The 19,093-nt window shown below is 41.3% G+C and carries 16 protein-coding genes and 1 pseudogene; 12 read left to right on the top strand and 5 right to left on the bottom strand.

Translation table 11 applies throughout. From position 1 onward, the window contains the following. Positions 1–150 precede the first annotated feature (150 nt). The 4 genes and pseudogenes from M2265_RS00810 to M2265_RS00795 all read left to right on the top strand — a co-directional run bounded on the left by M2265_RS00810 (position 151) and on the right by M2265_RS00795 (position 6,846). Entirely contained in the window at positions 151–3,204 is a 3,054-nt protein-coding gene (locus M2265_RS00810) for a SusC/RagA family TonB-linked outer membrane protein (RefSeq protein WP_132768589.1), read from the top strand. A gap of 24 nt (positions 3,205–3,228) precedes the next feature. Next, positions 3,229–3,816: pseudogene (locus M2265_RS26900) on the top strand (RagB/SusD family nutrient uptake outer membrane protein); the annotation flags it as partial. A gap of 24 nt (positions 3,817–3,840) precedes the next feature. Next, the gene (locus tag M2265_RS00800) at positions 3,841–4,779 is read left to right on the top strand and encodes a RagB/SusD family nutrient uptake outer membrane protein (RefSeq protein ID WP_264599336.1); all 939 of its coding nucleotides are present in this window, start codon (positions 3,841–3,843) and stop codon (positions 4,777–4,779) included. 3 nt (positions 4,780–4,782) lie between these two features. Continuing rightward, positions 4,783–6,846 carry a glycoside hydrolase family 16 protein gene (locus M2265_RS00795; RefSeq protein WP_132768592.1) on the top strand — a complete coding sequence of 688 codons (2,064 nt, stop codon included), beginning with the start codon at positions 4,783–4,785 and terminating at the stop codon, positions 6,844–6,846. 98 nt (positions 6,847–6,944) lie between these two features. Here the strand turns inward: M2265_RS00795 and M2265_RS00790 are convergent, their stop codons facing one another. From M2265_RS00790 to M2265_RS00775, 4 genes are all read right to left on the bottom strand, one after another. Next, entirely contained in the window at positions 6,945–7,955 is a 1,011-nt protein-coding gene (locus M2265_RS00790; protein WP_132768594.1) for a metallophosphoesterase family protein, read from the bottom strand. A gap of 102 nt (positions 7,956–8,057) precedes the next feature. After that, positions 8,058–8,354, bottom strand: coding sequence for a winged helix-turn-helix transcriptional regulator (locus M2265_RS00785; RefSeq protein WP_243655380.1), 297 nt, complete (start codon positions 8,352–8,354; stop codon positions 8,058–8,060). A gap of 90 nt (positions 8,355–8,444) precedes the next feature. Continuing rightward, the gene (locus M2265_RS00780) at positions 8,445–9,464 is read right to left on the bottom strand and encodes an LLM class flavin-dependent oxidoreductase (protein ID WP_132768597.1); all 1,020 of its coding nucleotides are present in this window, start codon (positions 9,462–9,464) and stop codon (positions 8,445–8,447) included. A 20-nt stretch (positions 9,465–9,484) separates the two neighbouring features. Continuing rightward, positions 9,485–10,627: an LLM class flavin-dependent oxidoreductase gene (locus M2265_RS00775; RefSeq protein WP_132768599.1), complete on the bottom strand. Its 1,143-nt coding sequence runs from the start codon at positions 10,625–10,627 to the stop codon at positions 9,485–9,487. A gap of 329 nt (positions 10,628–10,956) precedes the next feature. On the opposite strand from M2265_RS00775, the gene M2265_RS00770 reads away from it, so the two are divergent. From M2265_RS00770 to M2265_RS00735, 8 genes are all read left to right on the top strand, one after another. Beyond that, positions 10,957–11,712: an NADPH-dependent F420 reductase gene (locus M2265_RS00770; protein WP_132768600.1), complete on the top strand. Its 756-nt coding sequence runs from the start codon at positions 10,957–10,959 to the stop codon at positions 11,710–11,712. Positions 11,713–12,033: 321 nt separating this feature from the next. Next, positions 12,034–12,852 (top strand): SDR family NAD(P)-dependent oxidoreductase, encoded by an 819-nt coding sequence (locus M2265_RS00765; protein WP_132768602.1) that lies wholly within the window; start codon positions 12,034–12,036, stop codon positions 12,850–12,852. A gap of 64 nt (positions 12,853–12,916) precedes the next feature. Then, positions 12,917–13,813, top strand: a complete 897-nt coding sequence (locus M2265_RS00760) for a helix-turn-helix domain-containing protein (RefSeq protein ID WP_132768603.1) — start codon at positions 12,917–12,919, stop codon at positions 13,811–13,813. A gap of 166 nt (positions 13,814–13,979) precedes the next feature. Beyond that, on the top strand, positions 13,980–14,738 hold the full coding sequence (locus M2265_RS00755; protein WP_132768605.1) for an SDR family NAD(P)-dependent oxidoreductase: 759 nt from the start codon (positions 13,980–13,982) through the stop codon (positions 14,736–14,738). Between the two features lie 275 nt (positions 14,739–15,013). Then, positions 15,014–15,583, top strand: a complete 570-nt coding sequence (locus M2265_RS00750) for a Crp/Fnr family transcriptional regulator (RefSeq protein WP_243655381.1) — start codon at positions 15,014–15,016, stop codon at positions 15,581–15,583. Between the two features lie 84 nt (positions 15,584–15,667). Further along, positions 15,668–16,057, top strand: coding sequence for a RidA family protein (locus tag M2265_RS00745; RefSeq protein WP_132768606.1), 390 nt, complete (start codon positions 15,668–15,670; stop codon positions 16,055–16,057). A 251-nt stretch (positions 16,058–16,308) separates the two neighbouring features. Further along, complete coding sequence (locus M2265_RS00740; protein ID WP_132768608.1) at positions 16,309–17,052, top strand: nucleotidyltransferase; 744 nt, start codon at positions 16,309–16,311, stop codon at positions 17,050–17,052. A 36-nt stretch (positions 17,053–17,088) separates the two neighbouring features. Beyond that, positions 17,089–17,793 (top strand): metallophosphoesterase family protein, encoded by a 705-nt coding sequence (locus tag M2265_RS00735; RefSeq protein ID WP_243655382.1) that lies wholly within the window; start codon positions 17,089–17,091, stop codon positions 17,791–17,793. Between the two features lie 238 nt (positions 17,794–18,031). On the opposite strand, the gene M2265_RS00730 is transcribed toward M2265_RS00735, so the two are convergent. Then, complete coding sequence (locus tag M2265_RS00730; RefSeq protein ID WP_132768611.1) at positions 18,032–19,039, bottom strand: OmpA family protein; 1,008 nt, start codon at positions 19,037–19,039, stop codon at positions 18,032–18,034. Positions 19,040–19,093 lie beyond the last annotated feature (54 nt).

Raw genomic sequence — 19,093 nt, 5'->3', positions numbered from 1 at the left:
GTACAATTGACGTACCCCAAATATAGCGATTTTAAACGCATTAACGCAACATGAAGTAGTAATGAAGTAGTGTTTAAATTTAACTTATGCCCATCTAAATCTAATTTTGAGCTAATTATAAACATTCCTAAATTTTTTAATTCAGCAAGCATGAAAAATAATGTTAGCATCATGGCAAGTGTTGCTCTTCTGTCTTGTCTTACCCATACGGTAAGTGCACAGAGCAGAACGATTACAGGTAAAGTCACAAATGAACTGGGGATTCCGCTAGTGGCAAGCATTACCTTATCTGGAGGTTCCAAAATTGGAACAAGCAGCAACGAGAACGGAGATTTCTCCCTCACTATTCCCCAAAACACCAGTTATTTGACCGTCTCTTCTTTGGGCTATGAAACCAAAACAGTCGCCATCACCGGCAATGCCGTCAACATCCAATTAAAGGCTAAAGCCGATTTTAATCTGGATGAAGTCGTGGTAGTCGGTTACGGTACACAGCGCAAAGGGGATTTAACAGCACCTATTGCGACAGTTAATATGCAGGATATGGCCAAACGTACGGTTTCAAATTCGATGGATGCCCTTCAGGGTGCCGTTGCAGGTGTACAGGTTGTCAGCTCGGGAGCTCCGGGATCAACACCCTCCGTGCGCGTCCGCGGTGTAGGTTCATTCAACAATGAAAGCCCGCTGTATGTTGTCGATGGGATGTTTATGGATAACATTGATTTCCTAAACCCCAATGACATTGCCGATATCTCCATCTTAAAAGATGCATCCGGTGCTGCCATCTATGGTGTCCGTGCCGCAAATGGGGTTATCCTCGTGACAACCAAAAAAGGAAGTCTTAATATGAAATCGCGCGTCACGTACAATGGATTTGCAGGCTTTCAGACCCCGACCAATGTCTTAAAAATGGCCAATGCACAACAGTATGCCAACTATGCCAATGCGACCGGAAATGGTGCCTTTGTCAAAAAATCAGTTGAAAAATATGGTGGTACTGAGACTAATCCGGCCATGGATACCGATTGGTTCGATGAACTATTGCGTTCAAAAGCACTCATTATGAACCATAATGTGGATATCATGGGCGGCAGTGAAAAAATTACCTATGCCTTTGGTCTCAACTACGTCAAACAAGAAGGCATCATGGATGCTAAAAACAACAATCAGAAGTTTAATATGCGCATGCAGGCCGATGCTAAGGTTACAGATTGGCTGAAAGTTGGGTTTATGGCACATTTAAATAATTTTAAATCCTATCATCCCGATAATGCCGCTTTCCGTCAGGCGTATTTTGCATCGCCTTTATACCCTGTTTACGATCCGTCCATCGAACTTTCAAAACCTGAAAAGTTCGGTTCCAGTACCGCCATCGGTATGCAGTCAGGATTTTGGTACAACAATCCGATCGCTACAGCCTTCTACAGAAACAATCAGACTAAAGGATTTCAGATCCTGCCTAGTTTCTATGTAGAGGCAGAACTATGGAAAGATAAAATTACATTCAAATCACAGCTTAGCCAGCGCTATCAATCAACGCATAACATCGGCTATAACCCAATCTATTACATCGATAACGACCAGCGAAATGACCGTTCTTTCCTGCGTTCGGCACAGGCCCGTAACAACAACTACATCTTAGATAATTTACTGACGTATAAAGATGAAGCTGGCAAACACCACTGGTCAGTCCTCCTGGGACAGTCAACACGTGAAGACCGCTGGCGTGAAACCTGGGTACAGGCCAATGATGTACCTGACTCGGAAGAGTTCTGGTATGTTGGTGTTGGTGCTCAGGGAATCGGATCGGCCACGGGATATGGTGAAAGGGGTTCTCGAAACGCGGGAATATCTTATTTTACCAGAGGAACGTACGATTATGACAACAAATACTTATTGACCGCTACCTTCCGTGCGGACGGAAGTTCCAAATACCAGACCAAGTGGGGCTATTTCCCATCTGTGGGTTTAGGATGGGTGCTGACCAGAGAGAAGTTTATGGAAAACCAAAAGCTTTTCAATCAACTGAAACTCCGTGGAAGCTGGGGTAAACTGGGCAATGACGGTATCCAGCCCAATGCAGGCTATGCAACCGTATATTCCGGAAACAATTTCTCAGGCATCTTTGGTAGTGAGGGCAGTACTAACGGAACCCGTATTCCGGGATACCGTGTTGGCAGGTTCTTTTCACAGGTCCGTTGGGAAGTGGTGGAAGAATGGGATGGCGGTATCGATTTTGCCTTGTTGAACAACCGTCTGAGCGGTACATTAGACTATTACCACAGAACAACCCATGATCTTGCCTTCAGCAGACCTATTCCATTTTCGTGGGACCGTGTATATGGAAACTGGGGCAGTGTCGCCAACAGCGGATGGGAGCTTTCCCTTCAATGGAAAGATAAAGTCGGTGCATTGGGCTATTCCATTGGCGGAAATGTAACGACATTGAAAAATACCGTTAAAAATCTGGGCGGACTTGAGAATATCATGAACGGCTTTCCGGAATGGTCAGCAGAATTTCCGGCCAGAATCCAGATCAACGAACCCATCAACTTTTACTATGGTTATGAAGTAGCAGGCGTGTACCAAAATCAGGCGCAGATCGATGCCGATCCGATCGCAAAGGCATACAATCAGCAAAATCCAAACGCCCCTATTTTACCGGGTTATCTCCAGTATAAGGATCAGAATAATAATGGCGAACTGGATGAAAACGACCGTATCAATCTCGGAAACTACCTGCCAAAGATCACCTATGGTTTCAACTTGGCATTCGATTACAAAAAGTTTGACCTAAGCGTCGCCTTTCAAGGGGTGAGTGGCAATAAAATCCATAACCTCAACCGGGCTATGCGCAGAAAATACAATCAGATGAATGTGGATGCAGCCTTTGTTGATAAACTATGGACAGGTGAAGGAACAAGCAACACCCATCCATCGGCAGCAGGTTCGGTGGCTTCATGGAACCTACAGGCAAGTTCATTCTTTGTCGAAAGTGGCGCTTACCTCCGCGTACAAAATATTCAGTTAGGTTATAGTTTTGACTTCCCGAAAATGCCAACCCGCATATTCGTTACGGCAGATCGACCTTTTATGTTTACCAAATACAATGGTTTTACACCGGAAATCGGGGAAATGGGATTTGATGCCAATGTATATCCAATTGCATCCACCTACAGCCTAGGCGTCAAAGTTTCCTTTTAATTTTTAACCTTACTTTCTAATCTTATGAATACCTTTAAATATATCCTCATAGCAAGCTGTATAGCAGTACCGTTATCCATGACGAGCTGTAAAAAGTTTTTGGACAAGCCTCTTGAAAACCAGCAGCGTTCGGAAGAAATCGATTACAGCAACCCTGCGCTTATGTATGGCCCCGTTTCTGGCGTATACCGCTCGGCAGCCGATGACAACCTGGTCCATTGGATCGATCTATCCATCCGCTGCATGCGCGATGATGATTACCTGCAGGCTGCTCCCAGCCCCAATGATAATCCGGAACTCATGGCCATCAAAAACTTCCAGAACGATGTAACCGTGCAGTCGTACTGGGGACTGAACCAATCGTGGATCAGTTATTACAGCCTGGTCATCGCGGCCAACAATGCCCTGATCGAACTGGATAATTTCGCGGCAAAAATATCGGCCGGCAACAGCAAAGACCTCAACCTCAATAAGCAATACAAAGCGGAGGTCCGTTTTCTGCGTGCATACGCCCACCTGATGGCCTCCCGCCTGTTCGGAAACGTGCCTATCTTGATCGACAGTGAAAATATTGGACGCCTGGCAACCATCGAAAAAAGCACTGCGGCCCAAGTAAGACAATTTATCATTGCCGAAATGAATGAATGCATCGAAGCACTGGAAGATGCACGTCCGAATCAGTCCATCCATATCGGTGCCGTGACCAAATATACGGCACTGCTCCTCAAAGCCAAAGCCGCAGCAGATCTTGCCGGTAATGATAACAGCAGTCCGCATTGGGAAGAAGTCTTGGATGCGACCAATAAGATCATTGCGAGCAATAAATTCTCCTTATATCCAAACCTCTACGAGCTCTTTAAGCTTCCCGGAAAACTGGCCAATGAATCCCTATTTGAACTGCAATATTCTGATTTTGGCGTAGGTACAGGCGATATTGTACGTCCCGGAGTAGACTGGGGAACATTCTTTAGGTGGCAGGGACCGTCGGGCGATCAAAAAGGAAGTCCCATCTCCGGAGCGGGCTGGGTACCGCCATCTCAAAATATTGTCGATTTCCTAACGAACCGTGGCGATGTTGAACGCTTGAAAAACACGATTCAGTACTGTGGCATCAACGGTAATCCTGCTACTTCGGTTACTACCCCGAGCGGTGATGTGGTCTATGGCAATCCATTCGGTATCAAATATTTCAACGGAAAAGCGTATCTTCCAAAAGCACAGATGACCGAAGGACGTATGGAATATGGCGCCAACAATAATGTTCGTATCTTACGTTATGCAGATGTACTGCTTTTAAATGCGGAAGCAAAAGTACGGAAAGGACAAAATGGCGACGAACCGTTCCGATTGGTACGCGAAAGGGCTAAATTGGGTGCTATTGCCAATGTGACGCTAAACCAGATATTAGACGAGCGCAGAGCAGAATTTGCCTGTGAATGGTGGGGTGAACGTTTCAATGACCTGGTCCGTACCGGTAAAGCAAAAGAAGTATTTGGCGCTAAATTTATTCCTGGTGTGAGTGAATCATTGCCTATACCGCAAACGCAGATCGATGCTAACCCTAATTTCAGATAAATCATGATGCATATAAAAACAGGAATTTTATGTTCCCTGCTCCTTTTCAACGTACAGCTGGCGGTATCGCAGGACAACGAACCCGTCAAAACCGTCATCGCTAAAGAAAACGATGGTTACACCATCAAGCGTGACGGTCAGCCGTATTTTATCAAAGGCGCCGGTGGCAGCAATTATATGGATCGTCTAAAAGCGTATGGAGGTAACTCCATACGTACTTGGAACCCGCACAATGCGGGAAAAATATTGGACGATGCCCATCGCTTGGGACTTACCGTGACTTTAGGACTAGATGTACGGGCCGAAAGACATGGATTTGACTACAGCAACCCCGAACAGGTAGCGCAACAATTGGAGGGCATCCGTAAGACCGTCCTGCAGTACCGAAACCATCCAGCGCTTTTAGCCTGGGGAATCGGCAATGAACTGAACCTCCATTACAGCAATCCCAAGGTATGGGATGCGGTCAATGCGATTGCAGTAATGATTCATGAACTAGACCCTAATCACTTGGTGACAACCATGTTGGCAGGGATCAACCAAAAGGAATTTGATTATATTCAGGAGAAATGTCCGGCTATCGATCTGATCGCTGTTCAGGTATACGGAGGTCTCGCGTCCGTACCGCAACAGATTAAAAGTGTCGGCTGGACTAAACCTTATATCGTGACCGAATGGGGGCCTACAGGGCACTGGGAGGTGACACAGACACCTTGGTCTGCTTCCATAGAAGAGAACAGCAGTGAAAAAGCGGCGGTCTACAAAAGCCGTTATGAGGCCTCTATCGGCACAGACAAAAACTGCTTAGGGTCTTATGTTTTCTTATGGGGTCAGAAACAAGAGCGCACCCCCACCTGGTACGGACTGTTCACCGAAGCTGGTGAAGAAAACGAAGTGGTCGATGTGATGCAATACCTCTGGTCAAAAAAATGGCCTGAAAACCGTTCTCCACATGTATCGTCCCTCCTGTTAGATGGAAAAAAGGCGGCTGACTTTGTTTATGTCGAACCGGGTAAAACTTATCCCGTTGCTGTGTCTGTAAGCGATCCGGATGGCGACAAGTTAACGACACGCTGGGAGCTTCTGCACGAAAGTACCGACCTGAAAGAAGGTGGTGACCGTGAAGAAAGACCGAAGGCTATCCCAGGACGTGTGGCAGATGAGGGGCAGCAGCACACACAGCTCACAGCTCCTGCAGAAGAAGGCGCATACCGGTTGTTTGTCTATGTTTCCGATGGTCACAACAACGTAGCTACGGCCAACATCCCTTTTTACGTAACAGCTAAAAAGTTAAATACAAGTGCTTCATCAACCCAGAAAAATGCCTACCGCTTTTCGACTGAACCTGTCTGGGCCGACGAATTTAATTATGAGGGCTTACCCGACACGACCAAATGGTCGTATGATGTAGGTTCAAAATATAACGGCTGGGGCAATAATGAGGATCAGTATTATGTTGCATCTTCGCTAAAAAACTCAGTTGTCGGTAAAGGGGTCTTAAAAATCAAAGCTTTAAAAGAAAGCAAAGGTGGTAAACCTTACACTTCTGCCCGATTAGTGAGCAAAGATAAAGGTGATTTCCTGTACGGCCGCTTTGAAGCCCGTGCAAAATTACCGCGAGGACGAGGCAATTGGCCTGCGATCTGGATGCTACCGACAGCATCAACCTATGGCAACTGGCCCAACTCAGGGGAGATCGATATCCTGGAACACGTGGGGTACGATCAGGATGTGCTCCATATCTCCACCCATACCAAAGCTTATAACCACAATATCAACACCCAAAAAACAGCAACAACAAAAGTAGCAGGTGTTTCCGATGATTTTCACCTGTACCGTGTGGATTGGACGCCCGAATATATCAAAGGATTTATCGATGATCAGGAGATTTTTTATGTTGAAAACGAACATAAAACCTTTGCCGAATGGCCCTTTGATCAAAAATTTCACTGGCTGCTCAATTTAGCCATCGGCGGAAATTGGGGCGGTAAACATGGAGTTGATGACAAGATATTTCCGAATGTTTTTGAAATCGATTACGTCCGAGTATATGAACTATTACCTTAGATCATATTTATTATACAGCTATAATAGAGCACATAACAGCTAACACAATAATTTAAAAGACCTTTTCAGCTATGGGCTGAAAAGGTCTTTTTGTTATACTACTTCGAGAGGTCGATTCTGTTTAAGCTCCCGTTAAATCCCGAAACCTGAGCAGGTAAATCTTCCAGTTTAACTTCATGCTTATCATCCGCTCTTATCGCGCTGACTTTTACCGAACCCTTATTTTTTATATTTTTCGGGATTTCAATAAAGCCATAGGACTTATATGGAGCCTCATGATGCCCCAATAAAGAACGAGGCCCTCCACCCAGACAACCGCTATGATATAAAATCACCGATTCCTTTTTAGCAGGGTAATACACATGTTGATGACCAGATAAATACAGGTCTACCTGATTTTCTTTCAAAAACTGCAAGGTCTCATCAGCATGCTCCAGAACTTCTCCTGGTTTATTTTTACTTTCAACAAGTGCATATAAAGGCAGGTGACCTAATACGATTTTAAATCTCGCCTCTTTAGCCACAGGGCTATCCAGCTGCTCCTTCATCCAGCTTTTCACTTTATCTGGGATTTGAGATGATGAAGCATCCCAGGAAATAATGAACACATTATTTTTTAAATAAGAAAAGTAATACGGAAAATGACTGCTCTCGATGAAAGTTAGATTGACATCAGCTTTATGATTAGCCCAAAATGATGCCGAAACTTCACGATCCAGCACAAAATTGGGAGATGCATCATGATTGCCCATCGTAAATCCAAATGGTACTCCAGAAGCCTTTATAGGTTGCAGAACAGCCTGATCAAATCCCTTCCACATAGCCTGAATAGCCTCTCTCGTTAAAGTCTTCTTTTGTCCTGCAACCATATCGCCACCGCACAAAATAAGATCTGGCTTTAATGTTGAAACACTTCCCACTAAATCCAACACTTCCTGACTGTAAGTCGTAGATCCATAACTATCATTTAAATCCGATATAACTAAGATCTTCAGACTTTTATTTTGCTGTTCCTTGATGATATCCTTGTCAGAAATCTGAGAAAATGCAGGATGAATAAAGATGATCAGCGCAAAGCAGCAAAGTAAAGCCAATAAATTAGATTTCATATGTTAAGGTTTGAAGTACTAGTTTCAAATGTAAAACTATAATTTTATAATCCAGTTAAAAACGGAAATCATAGCCAGCAGCATTTTTAACTTCAGAAAATATTACTCCAGCACCTTTTTCTTATGATTAATACCCCAATCCTTCAGTGCATAGATGACTGGAGTCAGCGTATCGGCATATTCCTCCAGCTGGTAGGAGATCTTTACCGGATATTCCTCGATAACAATTCTCCTGACCAGCTTATGCTGCTCCAGATCTTTCAGTTCTTTTGCCAAAACTTTGGGCGAGATCCCGGGAATACTCTCCTGGATATCCGTGAAACGATCATTACCGACACCAATGGATATAATAATAGGTATTTTCCATTTACCATTGATAACATCCAACGTGTCGCGCACCGGTCTTATGGTTTCTAGACAGTCACAGTGAACTTTTTTTTGTGCCATTGTTTTAGTTTTAAATATAATGAAAAGCTGATTAGGTTAATGTTAATCCGTGCTATCATCGGCATTGATTTCGCTCATGACTTCAGCAAACAATTCGGTCGACTTGATTCGATCCTTGAAATCATAGATTGTCGATACGACGATCAGCTCATCCACTTGAGTTTGCTCAAGGAACGCCTTAGTCTGTGCTTTTACAGCTTCCTTAGTGCCCACAAATGAGTATTTCAGCATCTGATGTACACTTGGATGATGGAAAATATCCTGCAAATCCTCCGTCATTTCTGTTGGTGGATGCAGCGGTTGAGAATTTCCGGTCAAGATACCCAAAAACATTCGGACTACTGATGTAAACAATTTTTGTGCTTCTTCATCCGTTTCAGCAATAATCACATTAACACCTGCAATCGCATAAGGTTTCTCCAGTACTTCAGAAGACTGAAACTCTTCCCGGTAAATTTTTAATGCCGATATTAAATGATCTGTCGCAAAATGGCTTGCAAATGCATAAGGCAATCCTTTCCGAGCGGCGAGATGCGCACTATCGGTACTTGATCCCAAAATATAAATCGGCACATCAGCACCTTCTGCGATCGGAGCTCTGACTTTACCCGTACTGTTGGATTCTGAAAAATAATGTTCAATTTTCTCAATTTCTGCAGGAAATGAGTGCGCAGCTTTCATAAAGTCCGAACGGATCTCCTGAGCTGTCAGTGTATCTGTACCCGGAGCTCTTCCCAGACCTAAATCAATCCGGTTCGGATAAAGATGCGCCAATGTTCCAAATTGCTCTGCAATAATCAAAGGCGAGTGATTGGGTAACATAATGCCACCCGACCCTACTCTTATTTTACTGGTGTTTTCGGCTACATATAAAATTAATAGCGAAGTGGCACTGCTGCCTACCGAAGCCGAATTATGATGTTCCGCAAACCAGTAACGTTTATAATTATTTGCTTCTGCTACTTTAGCCAGTTCCAGCGAATGCTGTAATGTCTGTCCAAATGTACTGCCTTCTGAAACGATGGCAAGTTCTAAAATGGAATGAGCGATATGTTTTTTCATGTTTTATATTTTTGAATTCATTAAATCCCTTGATGCTTTTGAAAATTTCTGAATGCTGGTTTTGGAAGTTCGAGATTTCCGCGTAGCGTTGTTTCTTCGTACTCCGTATGGAAAATTCCGCGTTCTTGTAAAATAGGAACGACCAGTTCGATAAAATCTCGGAGACCGTAGGGATGATCCTGTTTAATGATCAGCATATCCATTATTCCCTGTTCGTACCATTCATGAATTTCATCAGCTACACTTTCGGCAGACCCTAAAAACAACGGTGGAGCAATTCGCTGATACCGATTCAGGACAGCCAGCTCCATATATTTCTGATGCGCTTCAGCATCCGTTCTTCCCACGATCGGGTTTTGCGAAGTGGCGATGATAAAATTGTCCTGGTTTCTTTGTTTCTCATCCAAATTTCTTCTCAACGCCATAGCGGTATGTTTTGTCTCTTCCATGGAAAAGCCTCCTATAAAAGCACCATCTGTGTAAGTAGTCGCAATATCAACGAATGTTGGCGAGCTACCTGCGGTGTATAGAACAGGTCTTCCCTGAACAGAACGGCTTATATTCAAAGGACCTTCAACAGAAAAATATTTTCCCCTGTAGTTTGTTAAATGCATTTTGTGTGGATTCAAAAAGATTCCATTTTCTTTATCTCTTACAAATGCATCGTCCTCATAGGTGTCCCACAAGTTCCTTATAATTTCTAAAAACTCGATATGCATGGGATACTGATCTGCTTTCGACAAATGACCCCGACTGAAATTGACCATCCCTCCCGGATTGGAAGTAATGGCATTCAGTGACACTCTTCCGCGGCTTATTTTATCCAATGACAAGACCTGACGCGCAATATTATAGGGATCTGTATAAGAACTTGAAGCTGTTATAGAGAGTCCTATTCGTTCGGTTTTCATCGCTAAGGCAGACATAATAGAAACTCCCTCGAACATACTCAGATAATGTGGAATATTCCCGGGACCAACATGACTGACATCAATCAAAAATAAACTTTCAAATTTGGCATCTTCCGCAAGTTTAGCCTGCTGAACGTAAAAGTCGATATTTTCGCCTGCGTCTGATGGCATATCCGGATGTTGCCAAGAAGTATGATTCCATCCAGGTCCATCAATTATCGCAGCGAGCTTCAATTTCTTTTTATTACCCATAATATCTGGTGATTTATATAAAAGGCGCCATCTCAATTCGAGATTTTCTAAAGTATTGATCGCACCTATTTTACACCTTGCAAAATTACAGCAAAATTACTAACCAAAAGATAGTAGTTACCTAAAGGAAAGTGAAATTTATAAAGGGCAATTAGAGCACTTCTAGCCGTTTAAATCCAAAAGTCTGCTTTCCTTCAGGAAAGGCCTATACAAATGATAGTGAAATAGCGATAACTTTGTGCTGTGCGAAAGATCATTCCGAACAGCTTTTGAAGAGAAGGCAAATGATAGCATGAATACAAGATAATCCATATTAAAATAAGGAGCAGATGAAAATAGGAATAATAGGTACCGGTGCAATAGGCGGAACAATCGCTAAAAAAATGGCTGCGGCTGGTCACCAGGTGAAAATTAACAATACAAGCGACAAGGATAAATTGAATGCGCGCGCTCAGGAATTAGGTGTTACAGCTGCCGATCAAAAGGAAGTGGTGAAGGATGTTGATGTGATCATTTTAGCGATACCGACCATAGCAATCCCGAAATTACCTCAAGATCTTTTTGCAGACGTTCCTGAAGAGGTCATTGTGGTCGATACCTCCAATTATTATCCCTTCCGTGATGCTGATATTGAAGAGATCAAAAATGGAAAAATAGAGAGCATCTGGGTATCTGAGCAATTGGGAAGAACGGTAATCAAAGCATTCAACAATTTATTAGCGGAAACGCTTATCAGTGGCGGAAAAGATGCGGGAGCCGAAGACAGAATTGCCATGGCTATAGCGGGTAATGATGCCGAGGCAAAAAAAGTAATTGCGACATTAGTTGATCAAGCGGGATACGATGTCGTTGACGCTGGCCCACTTTCAGAATCCTGGAGACACCAACCCGGAACGCCAGCCTACTGCACAGAATTGAATGCGACAGCACTAAAACAAGCATTGGCGGACGGCGTGAAAGATGATGCACCCATTTTGAGGGATAAAGCTATTGCCGAACTTTCAGCTATGTCTAGCTATCCTTCCCATCCAGAGGTTGTAGAATTCAATCGAGCATTGTTTGAAAAAAATCCAAAAACAAAGTAAAAAGTACTAAAGTAAAAAAACTGAGAGGCAAAATCCCTCTATATAATTTATGAGGAGATTTTGTTTTTCATCCAACTTTTCAAAAATAGATCTTGCGTAGAGATTTTTGATCAATATAAAATGGGATGCTGCTGTTTATCAAAATAACACGTGCATTTCATCAGTTTTTAATTACAAAATAGCAATCACGGCAACTACAAAATTGAATTTGATCGCTAGTAAAAGTTGGTAAAAACGTTTCATTATTGCCTACTTTTGTATCATAATGGCAGGTAAAAATTTGCGGAAATTTGTCCATATCAAATATTTAAAAATAATAGAATGGCAAAGACAATTTTTATAACAGGCGCATCCCGTGGATTCGGAAGAATTTGGGTAGAAGCATTTTTAAGACGTGGCGACAATGTGGCTGCAGCTGTTCGTAATCCTGAGACTTTAGCAGAACTGAAACAAGAATTTTCATCAAATCTTTTGGTTCTGAAACTTGATGTTACAGACAGAATTGGAAATTTTGAAGCAATTGAAACCGCAAAAAACCATTTCGGAAGTATCGATGTACTCATAAATAATGCAGGTTTTGGACACGTTGGAGCTGTAGAAGAACTTACCGAGGACGATGTTAGAGCACAATTTGAAACCAATGTATTGGGTTCATTATGGATGATTCAGGCGGTATTACCAATTATGCGTGCGCAAAACTCGGGTCAGATTATTCAGCTTTCAAGTGCTTTGGGATTAAATACAGTACCATTAATGGGTCTCTACAGTGCCACTAAATTTGCAATTGAAGGGCTTACAGAAACATTGGCCAGCGAAGTAAGTGGTTTTGGCGTTAAAGTCACGATCGTAGAGCCATCCGGATTCGCCACCGATTTCTTCGGAAACAATTCGCTTGCGGTCAGCTCAACAGTTTCTGCTTACGATACCATAAGAAAAGGTTTTTATGAGCACGCAGAAGACCAAGATTCGGGCAATCCAAATGCCACGGCTACAGCTATCCTAAGTTTGGTTGATGCCGAAAATCCACCATTAAGACTGCTGTTAGGCAAAAACACATTCAACTGGACACAACATACTTACACCGAGCGTCTTAAAACCTGGGAATCTTGGCAAGATATCGCAGTAGCAGCACACGGTTAACAGAAATTTAAAATAAGCAGAATCTTAATTTTCTGAAATCTATTTTTAATATGGCTTTAAAAAGATGGACCATTTCAACAAAATAAGTGAACTTCACGAGGCTTTCGGTATTAATCCTCCCGAAAACCCACTTTTCAGCGTAGTTTATGGGGAACAAGATATGTGCAAGGGAAATAATAAACTTGAATTTTCTTCTGGATTTTACATCATCGGATTCAAAAAATTGAAATCGGGAAGCATGTCTTATGGTAAAACTAAATATGACCACGACAGGGGTTCGCTGTCATTCATAAAACCGCGTCAGAAAGTGGCATTTCAAAATGTTATGCTAGAAGAAAAAGGCTTTCTAATTATTATCCATGAAGATTTTTTAGCCGGAACAGCCCTGTATAACGAAATCAAGAAGTACAGTTATTTCGATTATGAAGTCAATGAAGCCTTACACCTTTCTCCTGCAGAAGAGAATATCATCTGGAATTTGTATTTCAATATCGAAAAAGAGTACCATAATAATACGGACGAGCTCAGCAAATCAATTATTATCAGCCATCTGGACTCATTATTAAAATACGCACAGCGATTTTATAAAAGACAATTCATCAACCGGAAGCAGTTAACCGGTGCGACAGTTACAAAGTTTAATGCCTTGCTCGTTGCTAACCTTGAAGAACGAAAAACAAAAGAAATCGGATTGCCGACAGTCGCTCTAATGGCAGAAAAATTAAATATTTCTTCTCGTTATCTAACCGATCTACTTAAAGAAGAGACAGGGAAAACGGCACTAGAGCTTATTCATCTTTTTTTAATCGGTGAGGCAAAGAATTTATTGACTGAAGGAGAACTCAATATCTCTGAAATTTCGTACCTGCTAGGCTTTGAAAATACCACGTATTTTTCACGTCTTTTTAAGAAAGAAGTTGGGCGTACACCTAATGAATTTAGAGGAAGCTTCTTAAATTGAAAATATAATTCTCTGATAGTAAAAATAATGCCTCCACGATTTTTCTTGAGTCTAAAATACAATGCGGTAAATAACGACTTCTAAAATTAACATTAAAAAAAAGCAAACGTATAAAAAAAACACACTGCGTTTTAGAACATCATCATAATATATAAAACAATAAAAAATGACACATAAAATAGCATTAGTAACGGGTGCAAGCCGTGGATTGGGTAAAGATTCGGTTTTGCAACTTGCAAAAAAAGGTTTCGATATTCTCTTTACTTATCAAACCAAAAGAGAATTTGCCGATGAGGTGGTAAAAGAAATTGAAAGTATCGGACAAAAAGCATATGCATTATCACTTGATATCTCAACAACGGCAGGTTTCGATCAATTCACAACAGAAGTGAAAAACATCTTGGACACACAATTTTCTTCCGCAAAACTGGATGCACTCGTAAACAACGCAGGTATAGGGATCAACCAGAGCTATGAAACGACGACAGAAGAAATCGTCGATCTCATGACAAATATCCATTTCAAAGGTCCATATTTCTTAACGCAGAAACTATTACCCTTACTAAATGACGGTAGCAGTATTGTGAATATTTCTTCAGGTTTGGCAAGATTTTCATCTTCAGGGTACTCTGCTTATGGCGCTATGAAAGCAGCGATTGATGGTTTATCAAGATACCAAGCTTTAGAACTGGGACATAGAAAAATAAGAGTCAACTCTCTTGCTCCAGGTGCCATTGAAACAGATTTTGATGGCGGTGTTGTTCGTGACATGTCAGACGTAAATAAATACTTAGCTTCCGAAGCAGCTCTAGGAAGAGTAGGTTTACCGGATGATATTGGAAGTGTGGTCGCATTCCTTTGTTCCGATGATTCCAAATGGATAAATGCGCAAAGAATCGAAGTTTCAGGAGGATATAGAATTTAATCTACCAAAAACATGCCTAAGAAAAAGCCCATTTCAATGACTGTTGAATGGGCTTTTCTATTCCTATGCTTGATTTTAAAAGAAATTCGAATGGTGATACAGCATTTCTGAGAGATAAAGCTATTGCCGAACTTTCAGCGATACCTAGCTATCCTCCTCACCCTAATGCTGTTAAGTTCAATTGATCATTATTCGCTTGAGAAAATAAAGCAATCATTTTATAACTTGGTATACGATGCATAACTTGCAGGTGACTTCAAATATTATAATCTTACATGAATGCTATAAAAGATAAACTGCGAACACATATTGAAAAAATCATCAGCCTCTCGGATGCTGAAATTTCATCAATATTCGATCATTTTACATTTCAAGAATTTAAGAAAAATGAACTGATCATAGCAGAAGGTCAGCCGGTTAAACATGTCTACTTTGTACTTTCAGGATTAGTAAAGCTCAGCTACAACGATAGCGATGCCAAGGAACATCTCATTTCTTTTGCAATGGAAGACTGGTGGGAAACAGATTTCGTAGCCTTTTATTCCCAGAGCCGCGCTACCTTATCGTTAAAATGCATTGAAAACACACAAATGCTTTGCCTTACCCTAGAAAATTTTGAGAAGCTATGTACGCAAATGCAAAAGATGGAGCACTTTTTCCTTAAAAAATCAATTGCTGGACATATTGGCTCGCAACAACGTATTTTATCATTTCTTACTTCCAGTGCAAAGGAAAGATACGAGCAGATCATTAAAAACCAGCCCTCTTTGATACAGCGAATTCCCAAAACATTGTTGGCATCCTATCTCGGCGTATCCCGCGAAACATTGAGCCGCATCTTATAAGACATTTGAAAACTGTGATATTTGTCACACGCTCATATAAAGCAACATCTTGATCTTTGTACCATACTTTAATAAAACATTAAAATGGAAAAAAAGATCATTAATCCATGGACTTGGCAAGATGCCCGAAGCTATGTCCAGGCAGTAGAAGTGAAACATGTTGAAAGCACCTTGTATGTATCCGGCCAGACAGCGATCGACGAGCATGGAATTTCAAGTGATGAGCATATGCGCGTCCAACTGCAGAAGACATTGGAAAATCTTGAAAAAGTAATTCGTGAAGCTGATTTCCAACTCAAGAATATTGTCAGGCTCAATATCTACACAACAGACTCAGCGGCATTGTTTGAAAATTTTGATCTTTTCCAGGAATGGATCAATCGCAACCAAATCAAGCAAACAAGTACTGTACTTGAAGTACAGCAACTATTTGAAACCCTAAAAGTTGAATTAGAAGCTACGGTTGTTAAATAGCAAACCATAGAGCCAAAGATCCACCCGATGGAATTTCCAGCTTATCACTTTTTTATCATAATTCCTTGTAAGGCCCTGCTCACAAGGAATTATGTGGCTTTACTCCTTTCAAAAATTTAGAATGATTCATTTAATTAAGTACATTCAATAAGCACTAACACGGATTCCTGAATGCTGACTTGTTAGCTACCAAACTAATGGGGTTGTGAAATTGTTGTATTCTAAACGATATCATTTACTAAGTATACTATATGCTCACAACGGACAAAGAAAAACGGGAATCAGGAGATTTTTATAAAGACGCACTACTCCTCTTACAGGAGTGTGAGTGTCAGTTTATGTTAGGCGGTGCTTTTGCCATGTTCCACTATACGGGCATCTTTAGAGACACCAAAGATTTGGATATCTTCTGCAAGAGCAGTGAATATCCTAAAATTCTGAAACACTTTGCCGAAAAGGGTTATCAAACCGAGCTGACGGATGTAAGATGGCTTGCAAAAGTCTTCCACGGGGATTATTTTATCGATATTATATTCGATACCGTAAACAATATCTGTACAGTAGACGACAGTTGGTATGAGCGGGCACCAAGCGGACATTTTGCAGATGTACCTGTCAAATTTATTCCCGTAGAGGAACTCCTTTGGTGTAAAATTTATGTGCAGAACCGAGAGCGTCACGATAGTGCAGACATCAACCATATTCTGTTGAAATATGGAAAAAATGTAGATTGGGAATTACTGCTGAAACGCTTAGACCCACACTGGCACCTACTGTTGGCACAATTGCTTATTTTCCAGTTTGTCTATCCTTCAGACTATAGGGAGATCATTCCGCAATGGTTATTTGACGAACTGATGAGAAGAGCTGCAGAGCAATATGACCTTCCCTCTCCCGTCGAAAAGGTATGTCGGGGTCCGCTCATCGACCAAACCCAATATGAGGTAGATGTAAAAGAATGGAATTACAAATCATACACGATAACGACAATATAATCTATGGAAGTACGCAAAAAAACGAGAATCGCCGCCATGGCGGATATACATGTTCGTGTTTCAGACAAAGGATTGCTCAGGGGCATATTTGAAGAATTAAATGAAAAAGCTGATGTACTGGCGATATGCGGTGATCTGACGGATACCGGAGATGAAGAGGAAGCTGTTGTACTGGGTGAAGAGTTAAAAGCATTACGCATACCTGTTGTCGGCGTTTTAGGCAATCATGATTACGAAAAAGGCAGACAGAAAATCATCAAGCAAATTCTGACTGAACATCATATGACTATTTTAGATGGCGAATCTATTGTCTTAGCCGATGTTGCATTTGCAGGAGTAAAAGGATTTGGAGGTGGATTTGATCAGTATATGCTATCTATTTTCGGGGAAGATATGATGAAGCAATTTGTGCATGAGGCCGTCAATGAATCTTTGCAGCTTGACCGCGCATTGACCCGTCTAGAACAAGAATGTCCTCATCTGCCTAAAGCCGTACTCCTACACTATGCACCGATAAAAGATACCGTTGTAGGTGAACCCGAGCAGCTGTTCCCTTTTCTTGGCTCATCACACCTGGCAGAACCCTTGACCAGAAGACAGGTGTCGATTGCCTTTCATGGTCATGCACATGGCGGCACACTCAGCGGTCATACCACAAGTGAAATCCCCATATACAATGTCGCTCTTCCGGTATTAAAACGGGAGAAAGAGGGTCAGTCCTATTTAATTGTAGAAGTTTAAAATTTTCTGATCAAAAAAGGCATTAGGCAACGACCTTATTACCCTTCGTCTTTTTAAATTCTGATAAGCTCATCTGATGCCGTTTTTTGAAAAACTTATTCAGATGGCTTTCATCCGAAAAATAAACTCTGTAACGATCTCATTAGCATTAGCAAGCTTTCCTTACTCCTGACTTATACAATGCTTAAAAATAACCAACTATTTGATTAATGTTACACCAATAGCCGGACGAGAATTATTAGTTTACTTTGACTAACTCCACACGCCGGTTTTTAGCTTTATTAGCTTCCGAATCATTTGCTACCAAAGGTCGTTCTGCTCCGAAACCTGTTGCTGACAATCTCGATTTATCAATTCCTTGCATTGTCAACAGGCTCAATACCGCATGGGCACGATCGTTTGAAAGTTTTTTGTTGTGCGTGGCATCACCCGTATTATCAGTATGTCCTTCAATCGCAATTTTTAAACCTGTATTATTTTTTAATGCTTTAGCAATTTCATTCACTAAATCCTTACCATCAGCAGAAACATTCGCTTTATCAACATCAAAGTTAATGTATAAGATCGATTTGCCCTTTTCAGATAAGTCTTTCGAAATCTCGTCTGCCGTGACCTTTGTTATTGTCTGCTTAAAAGCATCCTCTTGAAGAATATTGAGCTTTCCGGCTGCATTATTTGAAGAAAACTGAATGTAGATATTTCCCTTATCTTTTGTACGAACAACATAAAACTTAATATTTTCACCCTCATAGCCGATATCGCCCTCATCACCTTTATTTGGATCTTTTTTGTTATAGCGTTCATATTCCTCTTTAGTAATTTCACCATCAAATATCTTAACAGCACCAATAGTAGTCATATAGTCCGCCATACTTTTTTCAAAATACCGCTGCGCATATTCCTCCCCCTGTTTTGCGGCAACATTAACTTTATATAATTTACCTTCAAATGGTGTCATAATGCCATTAACCGGAAAAAAACAAACATCAAACTTTTTTTGTAAGGGCTTATTCTGTTCAATCAACCCTTCAGGTAAGGTGAAAAATGGGAAATCACCCAAATCAGCATTTGAATAGGATACTTTCTCGATATTGAAACTTTCATTTGCATCATTATTTGCCTGATCAACGGTTGAGACCTGCTCTTTCTGTTCCCCGCCGTCTCCGCTATGTTGATTTTCTTTCGTTTTTTGATTGCATGAAATCATCATGGTGCTTAAAGCTAATAAAAGTGCTGTTCTTTTCATTTTATTATAATTGAAGTTTAACGTTAAAGTTCTGCATAAATAATTAAAAAATCA

It is taken from the genome of Sphingobacterium kitahiroshimense (genome assembly GCF_025961315.1).
In the GTDB taxonomy this organism is placed as follows: Bacteria; Bacteroidota; Bacteroidia; order Sphingobacteriales; family Sphingobacteriaceae; genus Sphingobacterium; species Sphingobacterium anhuiense.
The sequence above is the reverse complement of the archived record's forward strand: the minus strand, read 5'-3'. Positions and strand labels throughout refer to the sequence as shown.

Excerpts from the sequence above, each read along its gene's own strand:
- M2265_RS00780 (WP_132768597.1), bottom strand. The coding sequence starts at position 9,464 with ATGAAAAAACATATCGCTCATTCCATTTTAGAACTTGCCATCGTTTCA.
- M2265_RS00760 (WP_132768603.1), top strand. The coding sequence starts at position 12,917 with ATGGACCATTTCAACAAAATAAGTGAACTTCACGAGGCTTTCGGTATT.
- M2265_RS00730 (WP_132768611.1), bottom strand. The coding sequence starts at position 19,039 with ATGAAAAGAACAGCACTTTTATTAGCTTTAAGCACCATGATGATTTCA.
- M2265_RS00795 (WP_132768592.1), top strand. The coding sequence starts at position 4,783 with ATGATGCATATAAAAACAGGAATTTTATGTTCCCTGCTCCTTTTCAAC.
- M2265_RS00735 (WP_243655382.1), top strand. The coding sequence starts at position 17,089 with ATGGCGGATATACATGTTCGTGTTTCAGACAAAGGATTGCTCAGGGGC.
- M2265_RS00755 (WP_132768605.1), top strand. The coding sequence starts at position 13,980 with ATGACACATAAAATAGCATTAGTAACGGGTGCAAGCCGTGGATTGGGT.
- M2265_RS00745 (WP_132768606.1), top strand. The coding sequence starts at position 15,668 with ATGGAAAAAAAGATCATTAATCCATGGACTTGGCAAGATGCCCGAAGC.
- M2265_RS00775 (WP_132768599.1), bottom strand. The coding sequence starts at position 10,627 with ATGGGTAATAAAAAGAAATTGAAGCTCGCTGCGATAATTGATGGACCT.
- M2265_RS00765 (WP_132768602.1), top strand. The coding sequence starts at position 12,034 with ATGGCAAAGACAATTTTTATAACAGGCGCATCCCGTGGATTCGGAAGA.
- M2265_RS00790 (WP_132768594.1), bottom strand. The coding sequence starts at position 7,955 with ATGAAATCTAATTTATTGGCTTTACTTTGCTGCTTTGCGCTGATCATC.
- M2265_RS00740 (WP_132768608.1), top strand. The coding sequence starts at position 16,309 with ATGCTCACAACGGACAAAGAAAAACGGGAATCAGGAGATTTTTATAAA.
- M2265_RS00750 (WP_243655381.1), top strand. The coding sequence starts at position 15,014 with ATGAATGCTATAAAAGATAAACTGCGAACACATATTGAAAAAATCATC.
- M2265_RS00770 (WP_132768600.1), top strand. The coding sequence starts at position 10,957 with ATGAAAATAGGAATAATAGGTACCGGTGCAATAGGCGGAACAATCGCT.
- M2265_RS00810 (WP_132768589.1), top strand. The coding sequence starts at position 151 with ATGAAAAATAATGTTAGCATCATGGCAAGTGTTGCTCTTCTGTCTTGT.
- M2265_RS00800 (WP_264599336.1), top strand. The coding sequence starts at position 3,841 with ATGAATGAATGCATCGAAGCACTGGAAGATGCACGTCCGAATCAGTCC.